An 18,087-nucleotide genomic window follows, 5' to 3' on the forward strand; every position below is an offset into this window, starting at 1 on the left:
CTCCCGCTCTCATGAAACTCGACTCCACTCCCATCACCCTGGCCCGCTGCGCGAAGACGTTCCGCGGCACGCGCGTGCTCGAACCGCTCGACCTGTCGATCGGCGCGGGCGAAACGCTGGTGCTGCTCGGCCCGTCGGGCTGCGGCAAGACGACGACGCTGCGGCTGATCGCGGGCCTCGACACGCCGGATGCCGGCGGCACGATCGCTTTCGGCGCCGACGACGTGACCGCACTGCCGATCGAGCGCCGCCAGGTCGGCATGGTATTCCAGAACTACGCGCTGTTCCCGAACCTGACGGTGCGCGGCAACGTCGGCTATGGACTGAAGATTCGCAAGACCGAGCCGCGCGTGCTGCGCGAACGCGTCGACGAACTGCTCGCGATGATGCGGCTCGACGCGCACGCGGACAAACCGATCGATCAGCTGTCGGGCGGCCAGCGGCAGCGCGTGGCGCTCGCGCGTGCGCTTGCCGTGCGCCCGCGCGTGTTGCTGCTCGACGAGCCGCTGACCGCGCTCGATGCGAAGTTGCGCGACGTGCTGCGTCGCGAGATGAATGCGCTGCTGCGCGAGCTCGGCGTGACGACCGTGTACGTGACGCACGACCAGGCCGAAGCGATGGAGCTCGGCGACCGGATCGTCGTGATGGGCGCGGGCCGCATCGAGCAGATCGGCACGCCGCGCGACATCTACTACCGGCCGGCAAACCGCACGGTCGCGCAGTTCATCGGCACGCTGAACAGGCTTGCGGGACAATGGCGCGACGGCGCGCTCGTGACGACCGGCGGTTCGATCGTCACGCCGCACGCCGCCGACGAATGGTTCTTCCGGCCGGAGGACGCGCAGCTCGCCGATCCCGCGCACGCGCCGCTGCGCGGCGCGATCGGCGCGTGCGCGTTCCTCGGCGAGCGCACGCGGCTCACGATCGAGCACGCGGCACCCGACGCGCTCGTGATCGACGTGCCGGGCCGCATCGAGCTGGCACGCGGCACGGCCGTCGGCATCGCGATCGCGGCGCAAGACCTGATCGCGCTCGCCCCGTGATGCCGCCCAGCGATAACCACCTATTCCGAGGAACGACGATGCTGCTAGCCCAAATCAGCGATCTCCACATCAAGCGTCCGGGGCAGCTCGCGTACCGGCGCGTCGACACGGCGGCCGCGCTCGCGCGCTGCATCGCGAAACTGAACGCGCTCGTGCCGCGCCCCGACGCCGTGCTCGTCACCGGCGACCTGACCGACTTCGGCCACGACGACGAATACCGACACCTGCGCGCGTTGCTCGCGCCGCTCGAGATTCCGTATTACCTGATGATCGGCAATCACGACGACCGTGCGGGGCTGCGCCGCGCGTTCGCCGATCGCCCGGAATTGCAGGGCGGCGAATTCGTGCAGTACGCGCTCGATATCGGCGCGGTGCGCGTGCTCGCGCTCGACTCGCAGGTACCCGGCTCGAGCCGCGGCGACCTGTGCGACGCGCGGCTCGCCTGGCTCGCCGCGCAGCTCGAGGCCGCGCGCGAGCAGCCGGTGATCGTCGCGCTGCACCACCCGCCGTTTGCATCCGGGATCGGCCACATGGACGCGCTGCGCCTCGCGCCCGCAGCCGCCGCGAAGCTCGATGCGTTGCTGCGCGCGCATCCGAACGTCGAGCGCGTGCTGTGCGGCCACGTGCACCGGACGATGTTCACCCGCTTCGGCGGCACGCTTGCGTCGGCCGTGCCGGCGCCCGCGCATCAGGTCGCGTTCGACCTGCGCGCGGACGCGCCGTCCGCGTTCAGGCTCGAGCCGCCGGCGTTCGCGGTGCACCTCCATACGCCGGAAACGGGGGTGACGTCCCATCACGTGTATGTGGACGAAAGCGACGGACCCTATCCGTTCTACGAACCGAGCGGCGAACTGGTCGACTGAGCGCGCGAATCGCACGCGACGGCGCACGGCCGCGGCTAATCAGGCTCCGCATCGGCCGATGGCTGCCCATCGGCACCGGGACGGCCTGAACCGGGCCGTCCCGGGCCCGGCCGGCAGATTTCCCGGTGCTCCGGTATGATCGGCACCCTCGATCGGCACCCGGCTGCCCGCGCAACCGACGCTGCGCCGCGGCCGTGCCACCTCACTCCGTTCCGTTGCGATCATGTCTTCCGCTTCCACCGACCGTCCGACCGACGCCGCCTCGCCCCACTATTCGCGCAGCCTGCTGTTGCTGCTCGCGACGATCGCGGGCGTATCGGTCGCGAACATCTACTACAACCAGCCGCTGCTCGACAGCTTCCGCTCGGCCTTCCCGGACGGCGCGTCGTGGATCGGCGCGGTGCCGACCGCCACGCAGCTCGGTTATGCGGCCGGCATGTTCCTGCTCGCGCCGCTCGGCGACCGTTTCGACCGCCGCGGGCTGATTCTGATGCAGATTGCCGGACTATCGATCGCGCTGATCGTGGCCGCGACCGCGCCGTCGCTGACGGTGCTGGCCGCTGCCAGCCTCGCGATCGGCGTGCTCGCGACGATCGCGCAGCAGGCCGTGCCGTTCGCGGCCGAGATCGCGCCGCCTGCGGAGCGCGGGCACGCGGTCGGCACCGTGATGAGCGGCCTGCTGCTGGGCATCCTGCTCGCGCGGACGGCGGCCGGCTTCGTCGCCGAATATTTCGGCTGGCGGGCGGTGTTCGCCGCATCGGTCGCGGCGCTCGTCGCGCTGGCCGCGGTGATCGTGCTGCGGCTACCGCGCAGCTCGCCGACGTCGACACTGCCGTACGGCAAGCTGCTCGGCTCGATGTGGCACCTGGCGGTCGAATTGCGCGGGTTGCGTGAGGCGTCGCTGACGGGCGCGGCGCTGTTCGCCGCGTTCAGCGCGTTCTGGCCGGTGCTGACGCTGCTGCTCGCAGGCGCGCCGTTCCATCTCGGCCCGCAGGCGGCAGGCCTCTTCGGGATCGTCGGCGCCGCGGGTGCGCTGGCCGCGCCGTACGCGGGCCGCTTCGCGGACAAGCGCGGCCCGCGCGCGATCATCTCGCTCGCGATCGCTCTGCTGGCGGCATCGTTCGTGATCTTCGCGCTGTCGGGCACGAGCCTCGTCGGACTCGTGATCGGCGTGATCGTGCTGGATGTCGGCGTGCAGGCCGCGCAGATTTCGAACCAGTCGCGCATCTACGCGCTGAAGCCCGAAGCGCGCAGTCGCGTGAACACCGTCTACATGGTGTGCTACTTCATCGGCGGCGCGCTCGGCTCGTCGGCCGGCGTGGCCGCGTGGCACGCGTTCGGCTGGACCGGCATGTGCGCGGCCGGGCTGCTGTTCACCGCGCTCGCTGGCTGGTTTCACCATCGCGGCGCACGCCACGGCTGAGCGGCCGGCTGCTCGCCATCACGCGCTGGTGCGCGACTCGGTCGGCACGACGGCGGGCGGCGGCGTGAACGCCTGCGCCGGATCCATGACGACAGCCGGGTCCACGACCGCCCCCGGGGTCGGCACGGCGAGCGTCACGGCCGACGGCGTCAGGATCGGTGCGTCATCCGGCACCACGGCCTGATCGGGTGCGGTTTCGGCCGCGAACGCAGCTACAGGTGCTGACGGCGTGTGCACGGCCGGTGCGGGCGCCCCGGTCGATGCGGCGGCAGCAGCTGCCGCGCGCGCGGCGGGCCGGCGCGCGGGATCGAATGCGAACGACAACCCGACGCTGCCGAGGATCGCGACCGTCGCGATCACGGTCGCCTTCGTCACCGGTTCGCCGAGCATCAACGCGCCGAGCGCGACCGCGACGATCGGGTTCACGTACATGCAGCTGCTCGCAATGATCGGGCTCGTATGGCGAATCAGGTAGCCATACGCGACATACGCCGCCATCGTGCAGAACACCATCAGGTACAGAAACGCGAACACGGGCGCCGCCGCGACTTGCTCGATGCGCTCGCCGACCAGCCATGCGGCGATCGTCGACATCAGCCCGCCCAGCCCGATCTGCAGCGACGTCGACAGGAACAGGTCCGACGGCAGCTTGAGCCGCGTCGCCAGATGCGCGCCGCCTGCCCAGAACAGCGCGCCGGCCAGCACGCAGATCGTGCCGAGCGCCGAGTTCGCGGCAGCCGCGCCACCCGAATTCAGCACGACGATGCCGACCATCCCGAGCGCGACGGCCGCCCATTCGCCCTTCGTCACCGGACGTCCCGCGACCGCCGCGATCACGGTCGCGAACAGCGGCACCGTGGCAACCATCACCGCGGCCGAGCCGCTGCTGACCGTACGCATGCCGAGCGCGATCGTGCCGGACGACAGCGCGACGAGCATCGTGCCGACGATCGCCGAGTTGCGGATCTCCAGCAGCGTCGGCCATTCGGGCTTGCGCCGCAGCGCGAAGATGAACAGGCCGATCCCGCCGAGCAGGTTGCGCAGCCCCGACAGCATCAGCGGCGGGAACGACTGCAGCGCGAAATGCAGGCCGCTGTACGTCGAACCCCAGACGAAATAGATGAATACGAGCGCGAGTGCCACGCGGCCTCCGCGGCTTTGCGGCAGGCGGATGCGGATCGGCAGGCGGGCGAGGAAATCGAGGAGGCGGTCGAGCGGTGTCATCGTTCAGCCTGCCCGCACGACGTGTCGCGTGCTCCGCTGAAAGACGCCGGAGATGCCGGCAAACGGCCCTGACGGGACCGGGAAGGCGGAGACGAACGTGCGGAACGACATGGCAGTGCGAACGGCGACGAATAGGAACCGGCAAGCGGCGGCAGAGGGACAAAAAAACGTGCGCAAACCACTTCGGCTGCGCACGTTCGGCATTATGGCATCAAGGATTCGAAAGCATCGTCGGACCCGTCTGAAAGGATATCGACTGATGTTTCGGCGCGACATTTTCGGGCCGCCGGACGTGCCGGATCCGAAGCCGGATGCGCGCCGCGCGGGCGTGTCGAATGCCCTGCGCGCGCCCTTCCCGCACTTCGCGATCGATACCCCGGCCTGATGGCCAGTCATGCGCTTCGAGGATCGCCGCGCGCTTATCGTGACGGTCGGCATGCCCATGCGGCGCCGACATTCCGTTCATCCGATACGCACACCGTACATACAAAATTTTGTATAATTCCACCATTCTTCCGCCGAAGCCGGTTGTCTTCGTCGGCAGTGCGCTGGACGCGCTGCGCGGCTTTCCGCTGCCGGCGCGCCGCGAAGCCGGCCATCAGATCGATCAGGTGCAGCGCGGCCTGGCGCCCGACGACTGGAAGCCGATGCGCACCGTCGGCCCCGGCGTGCGGGAAATCCGGTTGCGCGATGCGAGCGGCGCATTCCGGATCGTCTACGTCGCGGCCTTCGCCGACGCGATCTACGTGCTGCACTGCTTTCGCAAGCAATCGGCACGCACCTGCAAGGCCGATATCGAACTGACCACCCGGCGCTATCGTGCGCTGACGATGGAGAGGAAACGATGAGCACCGAACGCTATTCGAATGTCTGGGATGCAATCGAGGGCCAGCCGGCCGAGGCCGAGAACATGAAGCTGCGCTCCGAGCTGATGATCGCGCTCAAGCAGCGCATCGCGCAACTCGAACTCAGCCAGGCCCAAGCCGCGACACAGCTCGGCGTCACGCAGCCGCGCGTCTCCGATCTGCTGCGCGGCAAGATCAACCTGTTCGGGCTCGACGCGCTCGTGAACATGGCGGCGGCAGTCGGCCTGCGCGTCGACCTTCAGGTCCGCGAATCCGCGTGACGCCCCGTGACGCACGGCGGCGGGCGCATCCGTGCCCCGCCGATCACGATCCGCCGAACCAGTTGTACCCCTGATCGACCCAGTAGCCGCCCGGGTAAGTGTCGGTCACGAAGATTTCCATGATGTGTTTCGGATTCTTGTAGCCGAGCTTGGTCGGCATCCGCAGCTTCATCGGAAAGCCGAATTCGGGCGGCAGGCGATGGCCGTCGTAGTCGAATGCGAGCAGCGTCTGAGGATGCAGCGCAGTCGGCATGTCGATGCTTTCGTAGTAATCGTCCGCACATTTGAAGCCGACGTATTTCGCGTGCGTGTCGGCGCCGGCGCGTGCCAGAAACGCGCCGAACGGCGTGCCGCCCCAGCGGCCGATCGCGCTCCACCCTTCCACGCAGATGTGCCGCGTGATCTGCTCTGCGTGCGGCAGCGCATACAGCTCGTCGAGCGTCCATACGCGCTTGCCCGTCACGCTGCCCGACAGCACGAGCCGGTACGTCGATGCGTCGACGTGCGGCACGTCGTCGATGCCGTAATACGCATTGAACGGGAACGGCCGCGTGATGTCGGATTCGGCGTAGGTCGGTGCGAGCCGGTCGCCGCTGAACAGCCAGGCCTGCACGCGATCGTTCAGCCGCGATACCCGCTCGAGAAACGTGTTGACCGATGCGTCGTCCTGCAGCGTGCAGCCGGTCAGCATCGTCAGGCCGCCGAGAGTCAGGATGCGGCGATTGAACAGCCGTCGCGACGGCATCTCCAGTTCGCGGCGCACGTCGAGTTCGAGCGACTTGCGGTCGAGCGTCCAGCGCGAACCGTCGCGCCTGTATTCGGATTCCGACATGATGATTTCCTTTACCCGGCGTTGACCGGTCAACGCCCGCGCAGCATCGCGAGCAACGAGCGCGGCACCAGCAGCGCCATCGCGACGTGCACGACGACGAACGCGACGAGCAGCGACATCGCCCAGAAATGCACGACGCGCGCGTTGTCGTAACCGCCAAACAGTTCGCGCAGCAGAGGAAACTGCACCGACTTCCAGATCGTCAGCCCGGACAGCACCAGCACGACCAGGTCGACGATCGCGACCAGGTACGCGGCACGCTGCACCGCGTTGTAGACGCTCAAATCGTCGTGCGCGAGCCGGCCGCGCAACGCGGCGCGCACGTCGCGCCACACGGACGCCGGCGTGACGGGCAGCATCTTGCGCGCAAGGCGGCCGGTCGCGATCGACATCGTCAGATAGAACAACCCGTTGCCGACGAGCAGCCACATCGCCGCGAAATGCCATTGCAGCGCGCCGCCGAGCCAGCCCCCAAGCGTGATGCCGTGCGGAAATACGAACGGCGGATAGATCGGCGACGCATCGTAGATGCGCCAGCCGGACAGCGCCATCAGGATGGCCGCGAGCGCGTTGAGCCAGTGGCTCGCACGCACCCACAGCGGATGAATCGGGCGCGTGGGCGGCGCAGCGGCCGCGCGGCCGGTGGCGGGAACGGTTTGCATGATGAAGACTCCCGGAACGCGTCGACGAGACGAGACAAAACGAAACGCGGGCGGCCGTCGTCCAGCACACGCGCCGGCCGCGCCGCTGCCTGGCTTCGTCAGTTCGACGGCGCCATCTTGTCGCCCGACGACTTGCCCATCGCGTCCTTCTTCATCGCGTCGTGCTTCTTCATGCCGTGCTTCTTCATCGCATCGTGACCCATTGCATCCTTCGCCATCGCGTCGTGGCCCATCGCGTCCTTCGACATCGACGAACCGTTTTGCGACATCGCGTCGTTCTGCGCATATGCGCCCGTTGCAAGCGTGGTGAAAGCAGCGACACAGGCGGCGATCAGTACCTTTTTCATGACATCTCTCCATTGAACATGGGTTTAAGGAGCAGAATAGACGGACGACGTCGCGGGAAATGACAGCCGCTGCGAAATATTTTTGAGGCCGCGCGAAGGCGTGCCATGTTGCACCGCTTCGCCGCTGCCGGTCGAGCCATGGAACCGTGCGGCCACGCACGCTGCCCCTTCGACGGGACATCGCACCACCCGCCATGCTGCAGCCGCACGAGGCGGCCGATCCACTGCCGGTTGAAACCGCCGCCAAGCCGGTGTATCGTGTGCCCTTGCTAACGCGGGGGTCCTGCAATGCGCTCGGTCAAACAACCGGCATTGCGGGTGAGAAATACCCTTTGAACCTGATCTGGATAATGCCAGCGCAGGGAAGCGTACGGATTTCGCCGCCATCCTTCTGACGAAATCCGCCGCCTCACCAAACCTCGTCTCCTGCTTAGCTCGAGCCCCACATTCGTCAAGGGCTCCGGGCAAGCGCCGAAGCGCCTGTCCGGCGCTCACACAGGAGATTGCATGAACGCCAATCCGAAGTTTCTGTCTGCCGACGCCCACGTCGACGCGGCTGCCGTCGCGCCGCTGCCCAACTCGCGCAAGGTTTATGTCACCGGCTCGCAGCCCGACATCCGCGTGCCGATGCGCGAAATCACGCAGGCCGACACACCGACCGGCTTCGGCGGCGAAAAGAATCCGCCGATCTACGTGTACGACACGTCGGGCCCCTACACCGATCCGGACGCGAAGATCGACATCCGCGCGGGCCTGCCCGCGCTGCGCCAGGGCTGGATCGAAGCACGCGGCGACACCGAAGTGCTCTCCGGCCTGTCGAGCCGGTACGGCCTCGAGCGCGCGGCCGACCCGGCCACCGCCGACCTGCGTTTCCCGGGCCTGCACCGCAACCCGCGCCGCGCCCAGCCCGGCAAGAACGTCACGCAGATGCACTATGCGCGCCAGGGCATCATCACGCCGGAAATGGAATACATCGCGATCCGCGAGAACCAGCGCCGCGCCGAGTACATCGAGAGCCTGAAGGCGAGCGGCCCGAACGGCGAGAAGCTTGCCGCGATGATGGGCCGCCAGCATCCGGGCCAGGCGTTCGGCGCCGCGGCCTTCGGCGCGAACGCACTGGCCGAGATCACGCCGGAATTCGTGCGCGACGAAATCGCACGCGGCCGCGCGATCATCCCCGCGAACATCAACCACCCGGAATCCGAGCCGATGATCATCGGCCGCAACTTCCTCGTGAAGATCAACGCGAACATCGGCAACTCGGCCGTCACGTCGTCGATCGGCGAGGAAGTCGACAAGATGACGTGGGCGATCCGCTGGGGCGGCGACACGGTGATGGATCTGTCGACCGGCAAGCACATCCATGAAACGCGCGAGTGGATCATCCGCAACAGCCCGGTGCCGATCGGCACGGTGCCGATCTACCAGGCGCTGGAAAAGGTCAACGGCAAGGCCGAGGATCTCACCTGGGAAATCTTCCGCGACACGCTGATCGAGCAGGCCGAGCAAGGCGTCGACTACTTCACGATCCACGCTGGCGTGCGCCTGCAGTACGTACCGCTCACCGCGAACCGGATGACGGGCATCGTGTCGCGCGGCGGCTCGATCATGGCAAAGTGGTGCCTCGCGCATCACAAGGAAAGCTTCCTGTACGAACACTTCGAAGAGATCTGCGAGATCATGAAGGCGTACGACGTGAGCTTCTCGCTCGGCGACGGCCTGCGCCCCGGCTCGATCTACGACGCGAACGACGAAGCGCAGCTCGGCGAGCTGAAGACGCTCGGCGAACTCACGCAGATCGCGTGGAAGCACGACGTGCAGGTGATGATCGAAGGCCCCGGCCACGTGCCGATGCAACTGATCAAGGAGAACATGGATCTCCAGCTCGACTGGTGCAAGGAAGCGCCGTTCTACACGCTCGGGCCGCTGACCACCGACATCGCACCAGGCTACGACCACATCACGTCGGGCATCGGCGCCGCGATGATCGGCTGGTTCGGCACCGCGATGCTCTGCTACGTGACGCCGAAGGAACACCTCGGGCTGCCGAACAAGGACGACGTGAAGGAAGGGATCATCACGTACAAGCTCGCCGCGCACGCCGCCGACCTCGCCAAGGGCCACCCGGGCGCGCAAGTGCGCGACAACGCACTGTCGAAGGCGCGCTTCGAGTTCCGCTGGGAAGACCAGTTCAACATCGGTCTGGACCCGGACAAGGCACGCGAATTCCACGACGAGACGCTGCCGAAGGATTCGGCGAAGGTCGCCCACTTCTGCTCGATGTGCGGCCCGCACTTCTGCTCGATGAAGATCACGCAGGACGTGCGCGAGTTCGCAGCGCAGCAAGGCGTGTCGGAAACCGAAGCGCTGAAGAAGGGGATGGAAGTCAAGGCGGTCGAGTTCGTGAAGACCGGCTCCGAGATCTATCACCGTCAATAAGCGTTCGCGGCGGTCCGCACGGACCGCATCGCACCGCGCGAAGCCCGCTTTCGAGCGGGCTTTTTTGCGTCCCGGCAACGCATGCCGCGTGCCTGCCGCCCCAAACGAAACAAATGATTACGAAACCGCCGGAGCCTTAACAAGTCCTTACAGCGCCGTCGGGGAACGACGGGTAGATTGGGTTCATGCGCGGCCGCCAGCCGGTCGCGCGCCCTCCGTTCACTACCACAAGGACAACGATCATGAATACGATTCGGCGTTTTGGGGTATGCGCGTTGCTCGTCGCGACGGTGGCCAGCCTGTCGGCCTGCGATTCGATGTCACGGCGTCAGCGCGATACGGCTATCGGCGCGGGCGTCGGCGGCGTGGCCGGCGCGGCGATCGGCGGCAGTGCGCTGTCGACGCTGGGCGGCGCGGCGGCCGGCGGCATCATCGGCAACCAGGTCGGCAAGTAACGGCCCCGGTATCCCGCCCCTCGCCGCGCGACACGCGGCGCTGTTCCGGCAGACGGCGTTTCCGCGGTGCAGAAGCGCCGTTTTTTGCATGTGGCGCCCGGATTGCCGTGCGGCGGCCGCCGGCGCCTACGGAAATGATCCGTTACCGTTTTGCGCCCCGTGTCATCGCCGCGCGGCCTAAGCTTAAGCATCTGCCGATTGCCGGCGCCGCCGGAGAGATATCATGACCAGGACCTTCGTCGCCGCAGCACTCGCGTGCGCGACACTCGCCGGCTGCTACTACCCGTATGGCTACTATCCGCCCGGCTATTACGCGGCGGCGCCCGTCCAGCCGGCGCCCGTGTATGTCGATCCCGGCCCCGCGTACTACTATCCGGCGCCCGCCTATGCGCCGGCATGGGGCGGCTATTGGGGCCCGTCGATGTCGCTGAACTTCGGTTTCGGCGGACACGGCGGGTGGCGCCATCACTGAGCGCGTCCGGCTTGCCTGCACGGCCCGCGACGAGCATCTCCGGTTTCTTGCCGTTTCATCCAATCGTGAAACGACGGTGCGGTAACGCGGTGTAAGATCCATCGCATCCCGTCCCCTCGCCCTTCACGATCGATGTCGCCCAAGAACGCCTTTCTGCTCACCATCCTCGCCGCCCTGTGGGGCGCGTCGTTCCTGTTCATCCGGATCGGCGTCGCTGAATTCGGCGTCGCCCCACTGATGGCTCTGCGGGTGGGCATCGGCGCGCTGTTCCTGATCGGCCTCGCGCTGACCCGCTTCAAGCCGGCCGAACTCGCCGCCCGGCTGCGCCAGCACGCGGTGCCATTGTTCGTCGTCGGCGTACTGAACTCGGGTGCGCCGTTCTGCCTGTTCGCCTATGCCGAGTTGACGCTGTCGGCCGGCGTGACGTCGGTGATCAACGCGACGGCCCCGCTGTGGGGCGCGCTCGTCGCATATGTATGGCTGAAGGACACGCTGTCGCTGCCGCGCACGCTCGGCCTCGTGATCGGCTTTGCCGGCGTGCTCACGCTCGTGTGGAACCAGATCGCGAACGCGCACGGCAGTACCGGCGCCAGTACAACCGCGCTCGCGGCCGCCGCGGCGCTCGGCGCGACGCTGCTGTACGGGATCGCGGCCAACTACACGAAGCGCAAGCTCACCGGCGTCGACCCGCTCGTCAACGCGACCGGCAGCATGATCGGCTCGACCGTGCTGCTGCTGCCGTTCGCGATCGCGACCTGGCCGGCCGCGACGGTCAGCGCGCACGCATGGGGCGCCGTGCTCGCGCTCGGCATCGCATGTACGGGTATCGCGTATTTCATCTACTTCTTCCTGATCTCGCATATCGGGCCGTCCCGCGCGATTACCGTCACGTTCGTGATTCCCGTGTTCGGCCTGCTGTGGGGCGCACTGTTCCTCGGCGAGCGCGTGTCGGTCGTGATGATCGAAGGCTGCGCGATCGTGCTGGTCGGCACCGCGCTCGCGACCGGCGTGATCAAGCGAATTCCCGGCCTGCGCACGCGCGGCGGCAAAGCGGCCTGAGCCGCGCGAGGGCGGCCGCGCTGTTGCTCGTCGGGTTTCCCGCGACCGCGCTGTCGGTCGATGGCCGCTCGCGACCGCCCGGCCGGCGTTTCGGCACCCTCTTCGTTAGATTCCGTCGTTCTCGCGCAATGGCGCCGGCCCGGCGCCTGTTTAGCGTTTGCGTCTGGAGTTACCCTGATACGCGAGTCGCCCCGTTCCCGTTACACTCGGAATACTCATCCGCAGAAGGCGGTTACGATGCGCCACGTTCTTTCGCGTCCACCTGCGCGTGCGACTGCTTCAGCGTGGCGGCACGATACCGCCCCCCCGTTCGCCGGGCACCGTTGACATGAAGCCCCCTCGCGACCTCTCGCTCGATTCCCTGCTCGAACGCCTCAAGCCAACCCCGAGCGGCTGGTTCGCCACCTATCGCAACACGACGCTGCGCAGCGTGTTTCAACCGGTGCTGTCGATCACGCACAAGCGCGTGGTCGGTTACGAAGCGCTGCTGCGCGTCGTGGACACGGACGGCACGCTGCTCTCGCCGATCGCGCTGTTCGACAGGACACGCGCCGAAGCCGACGCGCTGCTGCTCGACCGGCTCGCCCGCTGCCTGCATACAGCCAATTTCGTCTCGCAAGGCATCGGCGACGGCTGGCTGTTCCTGAACGTGACGCCGCGCGTGCTCGATTCGGGCCTCGTGCAACGCGAATTCGTCGAGGCGCTGTGCCGGCATTTCGCGCTGCCGCCGAACCGCATCGTGCTGGAAGTCGTCGAACAGCCGGCACGCGACGAAGCCGCACTCGCGCGCACGATCGACATGATCCAGCATCGCGACTTCCTGATCGCGATCGACGATTTCGGCACCGGATTCTCGAATTTCGACCGTGTGTGGCGCGCGCGACCCGATATCGTCAAGCTGGATCGTTCGCTCGTCGAGCGCGCGACGTGGTCGGCCGACGATCGCCGCATCATGCGTCACCTCGTGTCGATGCTCCATCAGGCCGGCGCGATGGTGCTCGCCGAGGGTGTCGAAAGCGACGACGCACTGCAGGCGCTGATGGAGGCCGACATCGATTTCGTCCAGGGCTTCCAGTTCGGCCAGCCCGATGCATCGATCGCGCATGCGAGCGCCGCGGCGCCCGCGATGCTCGACGCCGCGTGGCAGCGCTTCATCGCTCACCGGCATACGCCGGTCATCGCCGAACAACCCGGCTTCGACGCGATCGAGCGGCTCGTGCTTGCCGGCGCGGCCGCGTTCGCGGCGAGCGGCAACCTGAACGATGCCGCGCAGCGTGTATTTGCCGTGCCAGCCGCGCGACGCGTGTTCGTCACGGACGAGATCGGCGAGCAGTTCCTGCCGTCGATCGGTGCGCGCCCCGAGGACGGCCACGCGGGCGCCACCCGCCTTTCGCCGCTGTTTCCCGAAACCCACAGCAACTGGTCGCGACGGCCGTACTTCCAGCGCGCGATCGCCGCGCCGGGGCGCGTCGCGCTGATGGGTCCGCACTTCTCGCTGACGGAAGGCCGCGACTGCTACACGGCGGCGGTTGCGATTCGTGTGCAGAGCCGCCTGGTCGTGTTCTGCGTCGATTTCGTACTCGACAGCGCGGGAACCGTGATGCGGTAACGGGGCACGGCAGTTCTCCGCTGCGTGCCGCGCCTACCGCACTTTCGTCAGTCGACGACCTTCCCTCTTCCCGATTTCACCGCGCTGCGGCGCGACTTGTGTTCGAGCCGCCGCTCCTTCGATGCGCGCGTCGGCCGCGTCGCGACCCGTGCCCGCGGCGTGAATGCGACGCTGCCGATCAGCGCATCGAGCCGCGCGAGCGCCGCGTCGCGGTTTTTCTCCTGGGTACGGTATTCCTGCGACTTGATCACGACGATGCCGTCGCGCGTGATGCGCTGGTCGGACAGCGCGAGCAGCCGCTCCTTGATGACGGGCGGCAACGACGACGCACGGATGTCGAACCGCAGGTGAATCGCGCTCGACACCTTGTTGACGTTCTGCCCGCCGGCACCCTGCGCACGCACGGCCGTCCATTCGACTTCGGCCGGATCGAGCGTATAGCGGATCATCATCGCGACGTCTCCTGGCGACGACGCGCGAGCGCCTCGTCGACGCGCGCCGCGAGCCCCGAATCGCGTTGCGTGCGGGTCGCGACCGCCTGTGCCAGCACGCGCTGCGGACCGATCACCTGCACGCGCGTACGGGCGCGCGTGACGGCCGTATAGACGAGTTCGCGCGTGAGCACGCGGCCGAACGAGGCCGGCAGCACGAGCGCGGCCTCGTCGAATTCCGAACCCTGCGATTTGTGGACGGTGAGCGCGAATGCCGTTTCGTGCGGCGGCAGCGCCGCGGGCGACACCGCGCGCGCGGTGCCGTCCGCGCGGCGGAACCACACGCGCAGCACGCCATGCGTGTCCGGCAACGCGATGCCGATGTCGCCGTTGAACAATCCGAGCGCATAGTCGTTGCGCGTCACCATGATCGGTCGCCCGGTGAACCAGTGGGCACCGACCGCAAGCGGCACGCGCGCCGCGTGACGCACATGCGCGGCCACGAGCGCATTGACGTGCTCGGCGCCGCGCGAACCGGTGCGCGTCGCGCACAGGATCCGGAACCGGTTGAGCGCATCGAACAGCGGCAGCGGATCGGGCACCGGCGCCGCGAGCGCGACGCGCAACGCATCAAGGTACGCACCGAACCGGCGCGCGAGCCGTTCGACCGTCGACGGTGCCAGCGTATCGCCCGCATCGTCGTGGAACGACGCGGCGGCCGTATCGTCCGTCGGCAACGCGTCGAGCGCGGCCTGCACGTCGCCGCGGCGAATCGCCAGCGACAGCCGGCCGATCGGCGAATCGAGACCGAATCGGTAATTGCGTTCGAGCCACACGACACAATCCGCGAGCGGCGCGGGCGCGGGATGCGCTGCCGCGGTTTCATCGGCTCGCGTTGCGACGGCCGACGCCCACGCCGCATCCGCGGCATCGTTCGCATCGAACGGTGCGAGTTCGATCGCGTCGAGCCATGCGAGTTCGTCGGCCTCGATCCAAGCGGGACCTGCTCCGGACGCGCGGGCATCGGTCGCGGTGCTGGCGTCGCTCGACGCGGCGTCTGCAGGCTGCGGTGAAGCGGCCGGCTGTGCCGTGTCGGACAACGGAACCGCCTCGTCCTGCGGTTCGTCGTCGAAGAGCGATGCCTGACGCGTATCCGGTTTCGGTCGCGACGCCGGCTTGCGCGTGGCCGTAAACGACGCCCGTACGGACGCCTGGACCGGCGCCGCGCTTGCGGCCGCAACCGTGCGCGCGGCCGCTCCCGTTTCGGCAGGCCCGTCGTCCGGCACCGGCAACGCCGCGACGAATGCGGCTTCGTCGATGCCGAGCGCCTGCGCGATGCGCGTGCGCGCCGCGGCAGTAAACGTCGGCCGCGCGCTCAGTTCGGCGAACACCGCGCCGGCCTCGACCGCGGCCAATTGGTCCTTGTCGCCGAGCAACACCAGCCGCGCGCCCGGCGCGAGCGCGTCGAGCAGATGCGCGGCGAGCGCGACGTCGATCATCGACGCCTCGTCGACCACGATCAGGTCGTACGGCAACGGATTGTCGCGATGGTGGCGGAAGCCCGCCGCCCCGCCGCCGCCCAGCAGGCGATGCAGCGTGTACGACGTCGGGCAGGCGCGCGGCGAGTTCCGGCGGCAGATCGCCTGCCCGCGCGTGCAGCGCGCTTCCTGACGCTGCGCGGCCTTGCCGGTGGGGGCCGCCAGCGCAATGCGCAACCCCGGATGCGCGTCGAGCAGGCACGCCAGCACGCCGACGACGGTCGTCGTCTTGCCGGTGCCGGGGCCGCCGCTGACGATCGTCACGCGCCCCGTCAGCGCGACGATCGCCGCGACGCGCTGCCAGTCCACTTCGCCCGTCGCCGGCCCGAAGTAGCGCGCGAGGCTGTCGCGCAGCCGCTCGGGCGACAACGCGTCGTCGAGCGCGGCTTCGCCGGCCTGCGCGACGAGCGCATCGGCGAGCCGCCGCTCGTAGTCGAAATAGCGCGACAGATACAAATGATCGTGCCGGTCGACGATCAGCGGCCGCTCGTCGCCGCGAGCAAGCGTGCCGAATGCCACCACGCCGCTCGCGGCAAGCGCTGCGCGCACGTCGTCGAGCGGTTCCTCGTAGCGCTGCGCGAGCGCGCCGAGCGACACGCACACGTGGCCGCCCGCCGTCGCGCGGCTCGTCGCGAATGCGGCACGCGCGGCCCAGCGCGCGGCCGCGGCCGGCGCGCCCGCGCGGCGCGACAGGTCGCCGATGCGGCGCGCGAATCCTTCCGCGAGTGCGATGCCGAAATCGGCCGGCTCGGGCAGCCGCGCAACGAGGCCGCCGGTGAATTCGAGCGTATCGTCGGAGACGTTCATGCGCGGCCCCCTTCCATCATCCGGTCGAGCGCGTCGACGAGTTCGCGCGCGGGCCGCCGCGCATGCACGCCGGCCGGCTCGCCGCCGCTGCGCCAGCCGGGCCGCACGCCGCGCACGAACAGGTACAGGTAGCCCGCGATATGCGTGTCGTAGTCGTAATCGGGCAGCCGCCCGCGCAGATAGCGATGCAGCGCGACCGTGTAGAGCAGCGCCTGCAGGTGATACGCGTGATCGGCCATCGCGACGTCGAGCGCGCGCGGGCCGTAGGCATCGGGCGTATTGCCGAGATGGTTCGACTTCCAGTCGACGATCCAGAACCGGCCGTCGTGTTCGACGATCATGTCGATGAAACCCTTGATGAAACCGGCGAGCATGCCCGCCTCCAGCGCAACGTCCGGATAGTCGTGCGCAACCAGCAGCCGGCGCAGCGCGCCCAGCTCGAGCGACGGCGCCGGGAACAGGAACCCCATTTCGTCGAGCCGCTTCGCCGGATCGAGATCCGCAAGCCGCATGCCCGGCACGAGCTCCGTGCTGACGACGTCGCCAACGAGCCGCGCCATCATCGCCGGCAGCCGCACCCCGAGTTCGGGTTCGGCCTCGACCGGCCGGTCGTGCAGCGCGCCGAGCGCGGCCCGGTGCCACGAGTCGGGCTCCTTGAAACGGCTCAGTTCGAACAGGCGGTGCAGGCATTCGCCGGCGGCCGCGCCACGCGGAAACACAAGGATGTCATCGTCCGGCGGCTCGGCCGTGACCGGGTCGGCCATGGCGAATTCGCCGTCCGGTACGACCGCGGCAAGCGCATCGTGATCGGGCCGCAGCTCGTCGTCCGGCACGATCGCGACACCGGCCTCCTCGCGCGCCATCGACGCGGTCAGCGAACTGAAGCTCGCCATCCGCCACGCATCGCGCAGCACGCGCGTCGAATGACGGGCCGCGAGCGTCTGCGACGCATCGTGCCCGGCCGCGAGGCGTTCGCGACGCGCGGGCACCGGCAACGGCGCGACGCTCACGGGGCCGCCCGCCAGTGCCCGCCATGCAGCGTCGAGCGCCGCTTCGTCGGGCGGCTCGTCGAGCCACGCGTCGAACGACTGACCGGCGCCCGCGACGAGCCAGTTGAGCACGCTGCGCCGCGCCTCGCGCGTCGACCGCGACGACAGATACGGCCCGGCGACGAGATAGCATCGATAGACCGCGCGCGTGAGCGCCACGTAGACGAGCCGCGCGCGTTCCGCCGCCTGCTCGCGCAACGCCTGGCGCGCCGCATGCGCGGCGGCTTCGTCGTCGCACCCGTAATGCAGCACCGCGTCGCCCGCATCGTCGTGATACTCGCGCGCGTCGGGCAGCCCCGATGCAGGCGGTTCGCGCAGGCCGCCATCGTTCAGGAACGGGCAGAACACGACCGCGTATTCGAGACCCTTCGACTTGTGCACGGTCACGATCTGCACGAGGTTGCGGTCGGATTCAAGACGCAACTGCGCTTCCTCTCCGCCGCCGTCGAGCCGTTGCGCGGCAAGCCAGCGCAACGTCGGCGCGATGCCCGGCTGCGCGGACGCGCGGGCCTGCGTCAGTTCGGCCAGGTGATTGATATCGGTCACGCGGCGCTCGCCGTTCGCACCGGACATCAGCCGCTCGGCGATGCGCAGTTCGCGCGTGAACGTGCGCCACATCACCGCGAAGCCGCGTTCCCGCCACAGCAGCCGATAGCGCGAAAAGCGCTCGACCCAGCTCATCGCATCGGCGCTGTCGGATGCTTCATG

18 protein-coding genes and 1 riboswitch are annotated in these 18,087 nt (G+C 68.4%); of the genes, 11 read left to right on the top strand and 7 right to left on the bottom strand.

All coding sequences use genetic code 11. The annotated features are described in order from the left end of the window. The first annotated feature begins 11 nt into the window (after positions 1–11). The 3 genes from J7024_RS21730 to J7024_RS21740 all read left to right on the top strand — a co-directional run bounded on the left by J7024_RS21730 (position 12) and on the right by J7024_RS21740 (position 3,329). Positions 12–1,043: an ABC transporter ATP-binding protein gene (locus J7024_RS21730; protein ID WP_234745480.1), complete on the top strand. Its 1,032-nt coding sequence runs from the start codon at positions 12–14 to the stop codon at positions 1,041–1,043. A 38-nt stretch (positions 1,044–1,081) separates the two neighbouring features. Continuing rightward, positions 1,082–1,906 carry a phosphodiesterase gene (locus J7024_RS21735; RefSeq protein ID WP_175761295.1) on the top strand — a complete coding sequence of 275 codons (825 nt, stop codon included), beginning with the start codon at positions 1,082–1,084 and terminating at the stop codon, positions 1,904–1,906. A gap of 223 nt (positions 1,907–2,129) precedes the next feature. Beyond that, the gene (locus J7024_RS21740) at positions 2,130–3,329 is read left to right on the top strand and encodes an MFS transporter (RefSeq protein WP_175751088.1); all 1,200 of its coding nucleotides are present in this window, start codon (positions 2,130–2,132) and stop codon (positions 3,327–3,329) included. Between the two features lie 18 nt (positions 3,330–3,347). Here J7024_RS21740 and J7024_RS21745 read toward each other — a convergent pair whose 3' ends face one another. Then, positions 3,348–4,553 (bottom strand): EamA family transporter, encoded by a 1,206-nt coding sequence (locus tag J7024_RS21745; protein WP_124829635.1) that lies wholly within the window; start codon positions 4,551–4,553, stop codon positions 3,348–3,350. Between the two features lie 97 nt (positions 4,554–4,650). Here J7024_RS21745 and J7024_RS21750 point away from each other — a divergent pair, with 97 nt between their 5' ends. The 3 genes from J7024_RS21750 to J7024_RS21760 all read left to right on the top strand — a co-directional run bounded on the left by J7024_RS21750 (position 4,651) and on the right by J7024_RS21760 (position 5,679). After that, positions 4,651–4,938 carry a hypothetical protein gene (locus J7024_RS21750; RefSeq protein ID WP_175751063.1) on the top strand — a complete coding sequence of 96 codons (288 nt, stop codon included), beginning with the start codon at positions 4,651–4,653 and terminating at the stop codon, positions 4,936–4,938. A 109-nt stretch (positions 4,939–5,047) separates the two neighbouring features. After that, positions 5,048–5,401, top strand: coding sequence for a type II toxin-antitoxin system RelE/ParE family toxin (locus J7024_RS21755; RefSeq protein ID WP_199568643.1), 354 nt, complete (start codon positions 5,048–5,050; stop codon positions 5,399–5,401). After that, positions 5,398–5,679, top strand: a complete 282-nt coding sequence (locus J7024_RS21760; protein ID WP_124829637.1) for a helix-turn-helix domain-containing protein — start codon at positions 5,398–5,400, stop codon at positions 5,677–5,679. The genes J7024_RS21755 and J7024_RS21760 overlap by 4 nt, the downstream gene beginning before the upstream one ends. 43 nt (positions 5,680–5,722) lie before the next feature. Here the strand turns inward: J7024_RS21760 and J7024_RS21765 are convergent, their stop codons facing one another. From J7024_RS21765 to J7024_RS21775, 3 genes are all read right to left on the bottom strand, one after another. Next, positions 5,723–6,511, bottom strand: a complete 789-nt coding sequence (locus J7024_RS21765; protein ID WP_124829638.1) for a molybdopterin-dependent oxidoreductase — start codon at positions 6,509–6,511, stop codon at positions 5,723–5,725. A gap of 29 nt (positions 6,512–6,540) precedes the next feature. Beyond that, positions 6,541–7,173 carry a cytochrome b/b6 domain-containing protein gene (locus J7024_RS21770; RefSeq protein WP_124829639.1) on the bottom strand — a complete coding sequence of 211 codons (633 nt, stop codon included), beginning with the start codon at positions 7,171–7,173 and terminating at the stop codon, positions 6,541–6,543. Between the two features lie 98 nt (positions 7,174–7,271). Continuing rightward, the gene (locus tag J7024_RS21775; protein WP_175761291.1) at positions 7,272–7,520 is read right to left on the bottom strand and encodes a pentapeptide MXKDX repeat protein; all 249 of its coding nucleotides are present in this window, start codon (positions 7,518–7,520) and stop codon (positions 7,272–7,274) included. A gap of 266 nt (positions 7,521–7,786) precedes the next feature. Continuing rightward, positions 7,787–7,903: riboswitch (TPP riboswitch) on the top strand. Positions 7,904–8,027: 124 nt separating this feature from the next. On the opposite strand from J7024_RS21775, the gene thiC reads away from it, so the two are divergent. From thiC to J7024_RS21800, 5 genes are all read left to right on the top strand, one after another. Next, on the top strand, positions 8,028–9,959 hold the full coding sequence (thiC, locus tag J7024_RS21780; RefSeq protein WP_124829641.1) for a phosphomethylpyrimidine synthase ThiC: 1,932 nt from the start codon (positions 8,028–8,030) through the stop codon (positions 9,957–9,959). A 242-nt stretch (positions 9,960–10,201) separates the two neighbouring features. Further along, positions 10,202–10,414 carry a glycine zipper 2TM domain-containing protein gene (locus tag J7024_RS21785; RefSeq protein ID WP_096502922.1) on the top strand — a complete coding sequence of 71 codons (213 nt, stop codon included), beginning with the start codon at positions 10,202–10,204 and terminating at the stop codon, positions 10,412–10,414. Positions 10,415–10,637: 223 nt separating this feature from the next. Continuing rightward, complete coding sequence (locus J7024_RS21790; protein ID WP_124829642.1) at positions 10,638–10,886, top strand: hypothetical protein; 249 nt, start codon at positions 10,638–10,640, stop codon at positions 10,884–10,886. Positions 10,887–11,018: 132 nt separating this feature from the next. Beyond that, complete coding sequence (locus tag J7024_RS21795; RefSeq protein WP_124829643.1) at positions 11,019–11,945, top strand: DMT family transporter; 927 nt, start codon at positions 11,019–11,021, stop codon at positions 11,943–11,945. 328 nt (positions 11,946–12,273) lie between these two features. Next, a complete protein-coding gene (locus J7024_RS21800) occupies positions 12,274–13,554 on the top strand; it encodes an EAL domain-containing protein (RefSeq protein ID WP_124829645.1) in 1,281 nt (426 codons plus the stop codon). A gap of 47 nt (positions 13,555–13,601) precedes the next feature. Here the strand turns inward: J7024_RS21800 and arfB are convergent, their stop codons facing one another. From arfB to J7024_RS21815, 3 genes are all read right to left on the bottom strand, one after another. Then, positions 13,602–14,006, bottom strand: coding sequence for an alternative ribosome rescue aminoacyl-tRNA hydrolase ArfB (gene arfB / locus J7024_RS21805; protein ID WP_124829646.1), 405 nt, complete (start codon positions 14,004–14,006; stop codon positions 13,602–13,604). Continuing rightward, positions 14,003–16,330 (bottom strand): AAA family ATPase, encoded by a 2,328-nt coding sequence (locus J7024_RS21810; protein WP_234745483.1) that lies wholly within the window; start codon positions 16,328–16,330, stop codon positions 14,003–14,005. Before J7024_RS21810 ends, arfB begins: the two co-directional genes overlap by 4 nt. Further along, a partial coding sequence (locus J7024_RS21815; protein ID WP_234745485.1) for a 3'-5' exonuclease occupies positions 16,327–18,087 on the bottom strand: 1,761 nt, incomplete at its 5' end. The genes J7024_RS21810 and J7024_RS21815, both read right to left, overlap by 4 nt.

The organism is Burkholderia sp. WTPI3, assembly GCF_021483755.1.
Lineage (GTDB): Bacteria > Pseudomonadota > Gammaproteobacteria > Burkholderiales > Burkholderiaceae > Burkholderia.

Excerpts from the sequence above, each read along its gene's own strand:
- J7024_RS21765 (WP_124829638.1), bottom strand. The coding sequence starts at position 6,511 with ATGTCGGAATCCGAATACAGGCGCGACGGTTCGCGCTGGACGCTCGAC.
- J7024_RS21730 (WP_234745480.1), top strand. The coding sequence starts at position 12 with ATGAAACTCGACTCCACTCCCATCACCCTGGCCCGCTGCGCGAAGACG.
- J7024_RS21740 (WP_175751088.1), top strand. The coding sequence starts at position 2,130 with ATGTCTTCCGCTTCCACCGACCGTCCGACCGACGCCGCCTCGCCCCAC.
- J7024_RS21800 (WP_124829645.1), top strand. The coding sequence starts at position 12,274 with ATGAAGCCCCCTCGCGACCTCTCGCTCGATTCCCTGCTCGAACGCCTC.
- J7024_RS21810 (WP_234745483.1), bottom strand. The coding sequence starts at position 16,330 with ATGAACGTCTCCGACGATACGCTCGAATTCACCGGCGGCCTCGTTGCG.
- J7024_RS21770 (WP_124829639.1), bottom strand. The coding sequence starts at position 7,173 with ATGCAAACCGTTCCCGCCACCGGCCGCGCGGCCGCTGCGCCGCCCACG.
- J7024_RS21775 (WP_175761291.1), bottom strand. The coding sequence starts at position 7,520 with ATGAAAAAGGTACTGATCGCCGCCTGTGTCGCTGCTTTCACCACGCTT.
- thiC (WP_124829641.1), top strand. The coding sequence starts at position 8,028 with ATGAACGCCAATCCGAAGTTTCTGTCTGCCGACGCCCACGTCGACGCG.
- J7024_RS21760 (WP_124829637.1), top strand. The coding sequence starts at position 5,398 with ATGAGCACCGAACGCTATTCGAATGTCTGGGATGCAATCGAGGGCCAG.
- J7024_RS21745 (WP_124829635.1), bottom strand. The coding sequence starts at position 4,553 with ATGACACCGCTCGACCGCCTCCTCGATTTCCTCGCCCGCCTGCCGATC.
- J7024_RS21790 (WP_124829642.1), top strand. The coding sequence starts at position 10,638 with ATGACCAGGACCTTCGTCGCCGCAGCACTCGCGTGCGCGACACTCGCC.
- J7024_RS21735 (WP_175761295.1), top strand. The coding sequence starts at position 1,082 with ATGCTGCTAGCCCAAATCAGCGATCTCCACATCAAGCGTCCGGGGCAG.
- J7024_RS21785 (WP_096502922.1), top strand. The coding sequence starts at position 10,202 with ATGAATACGATTCGGCGTTTTGGGGTATGCGCGTTGCTCGTCGCGACG.
- arfB (WP_124829646.1), bottom strand. The coding sequence starts at position 14,006 with ATGATGATCCGCTATACGCTCGATCCGGCCGAAGTCGAATGGACGGCC.
- J7024_RS21795 (WP_124829643.1), top strand. The coding sequence starts at position 11,019 with ATGTCGCCCAAGAACGCCTTTCTGCTCACCATCCTCGCCGCCCTGTGG.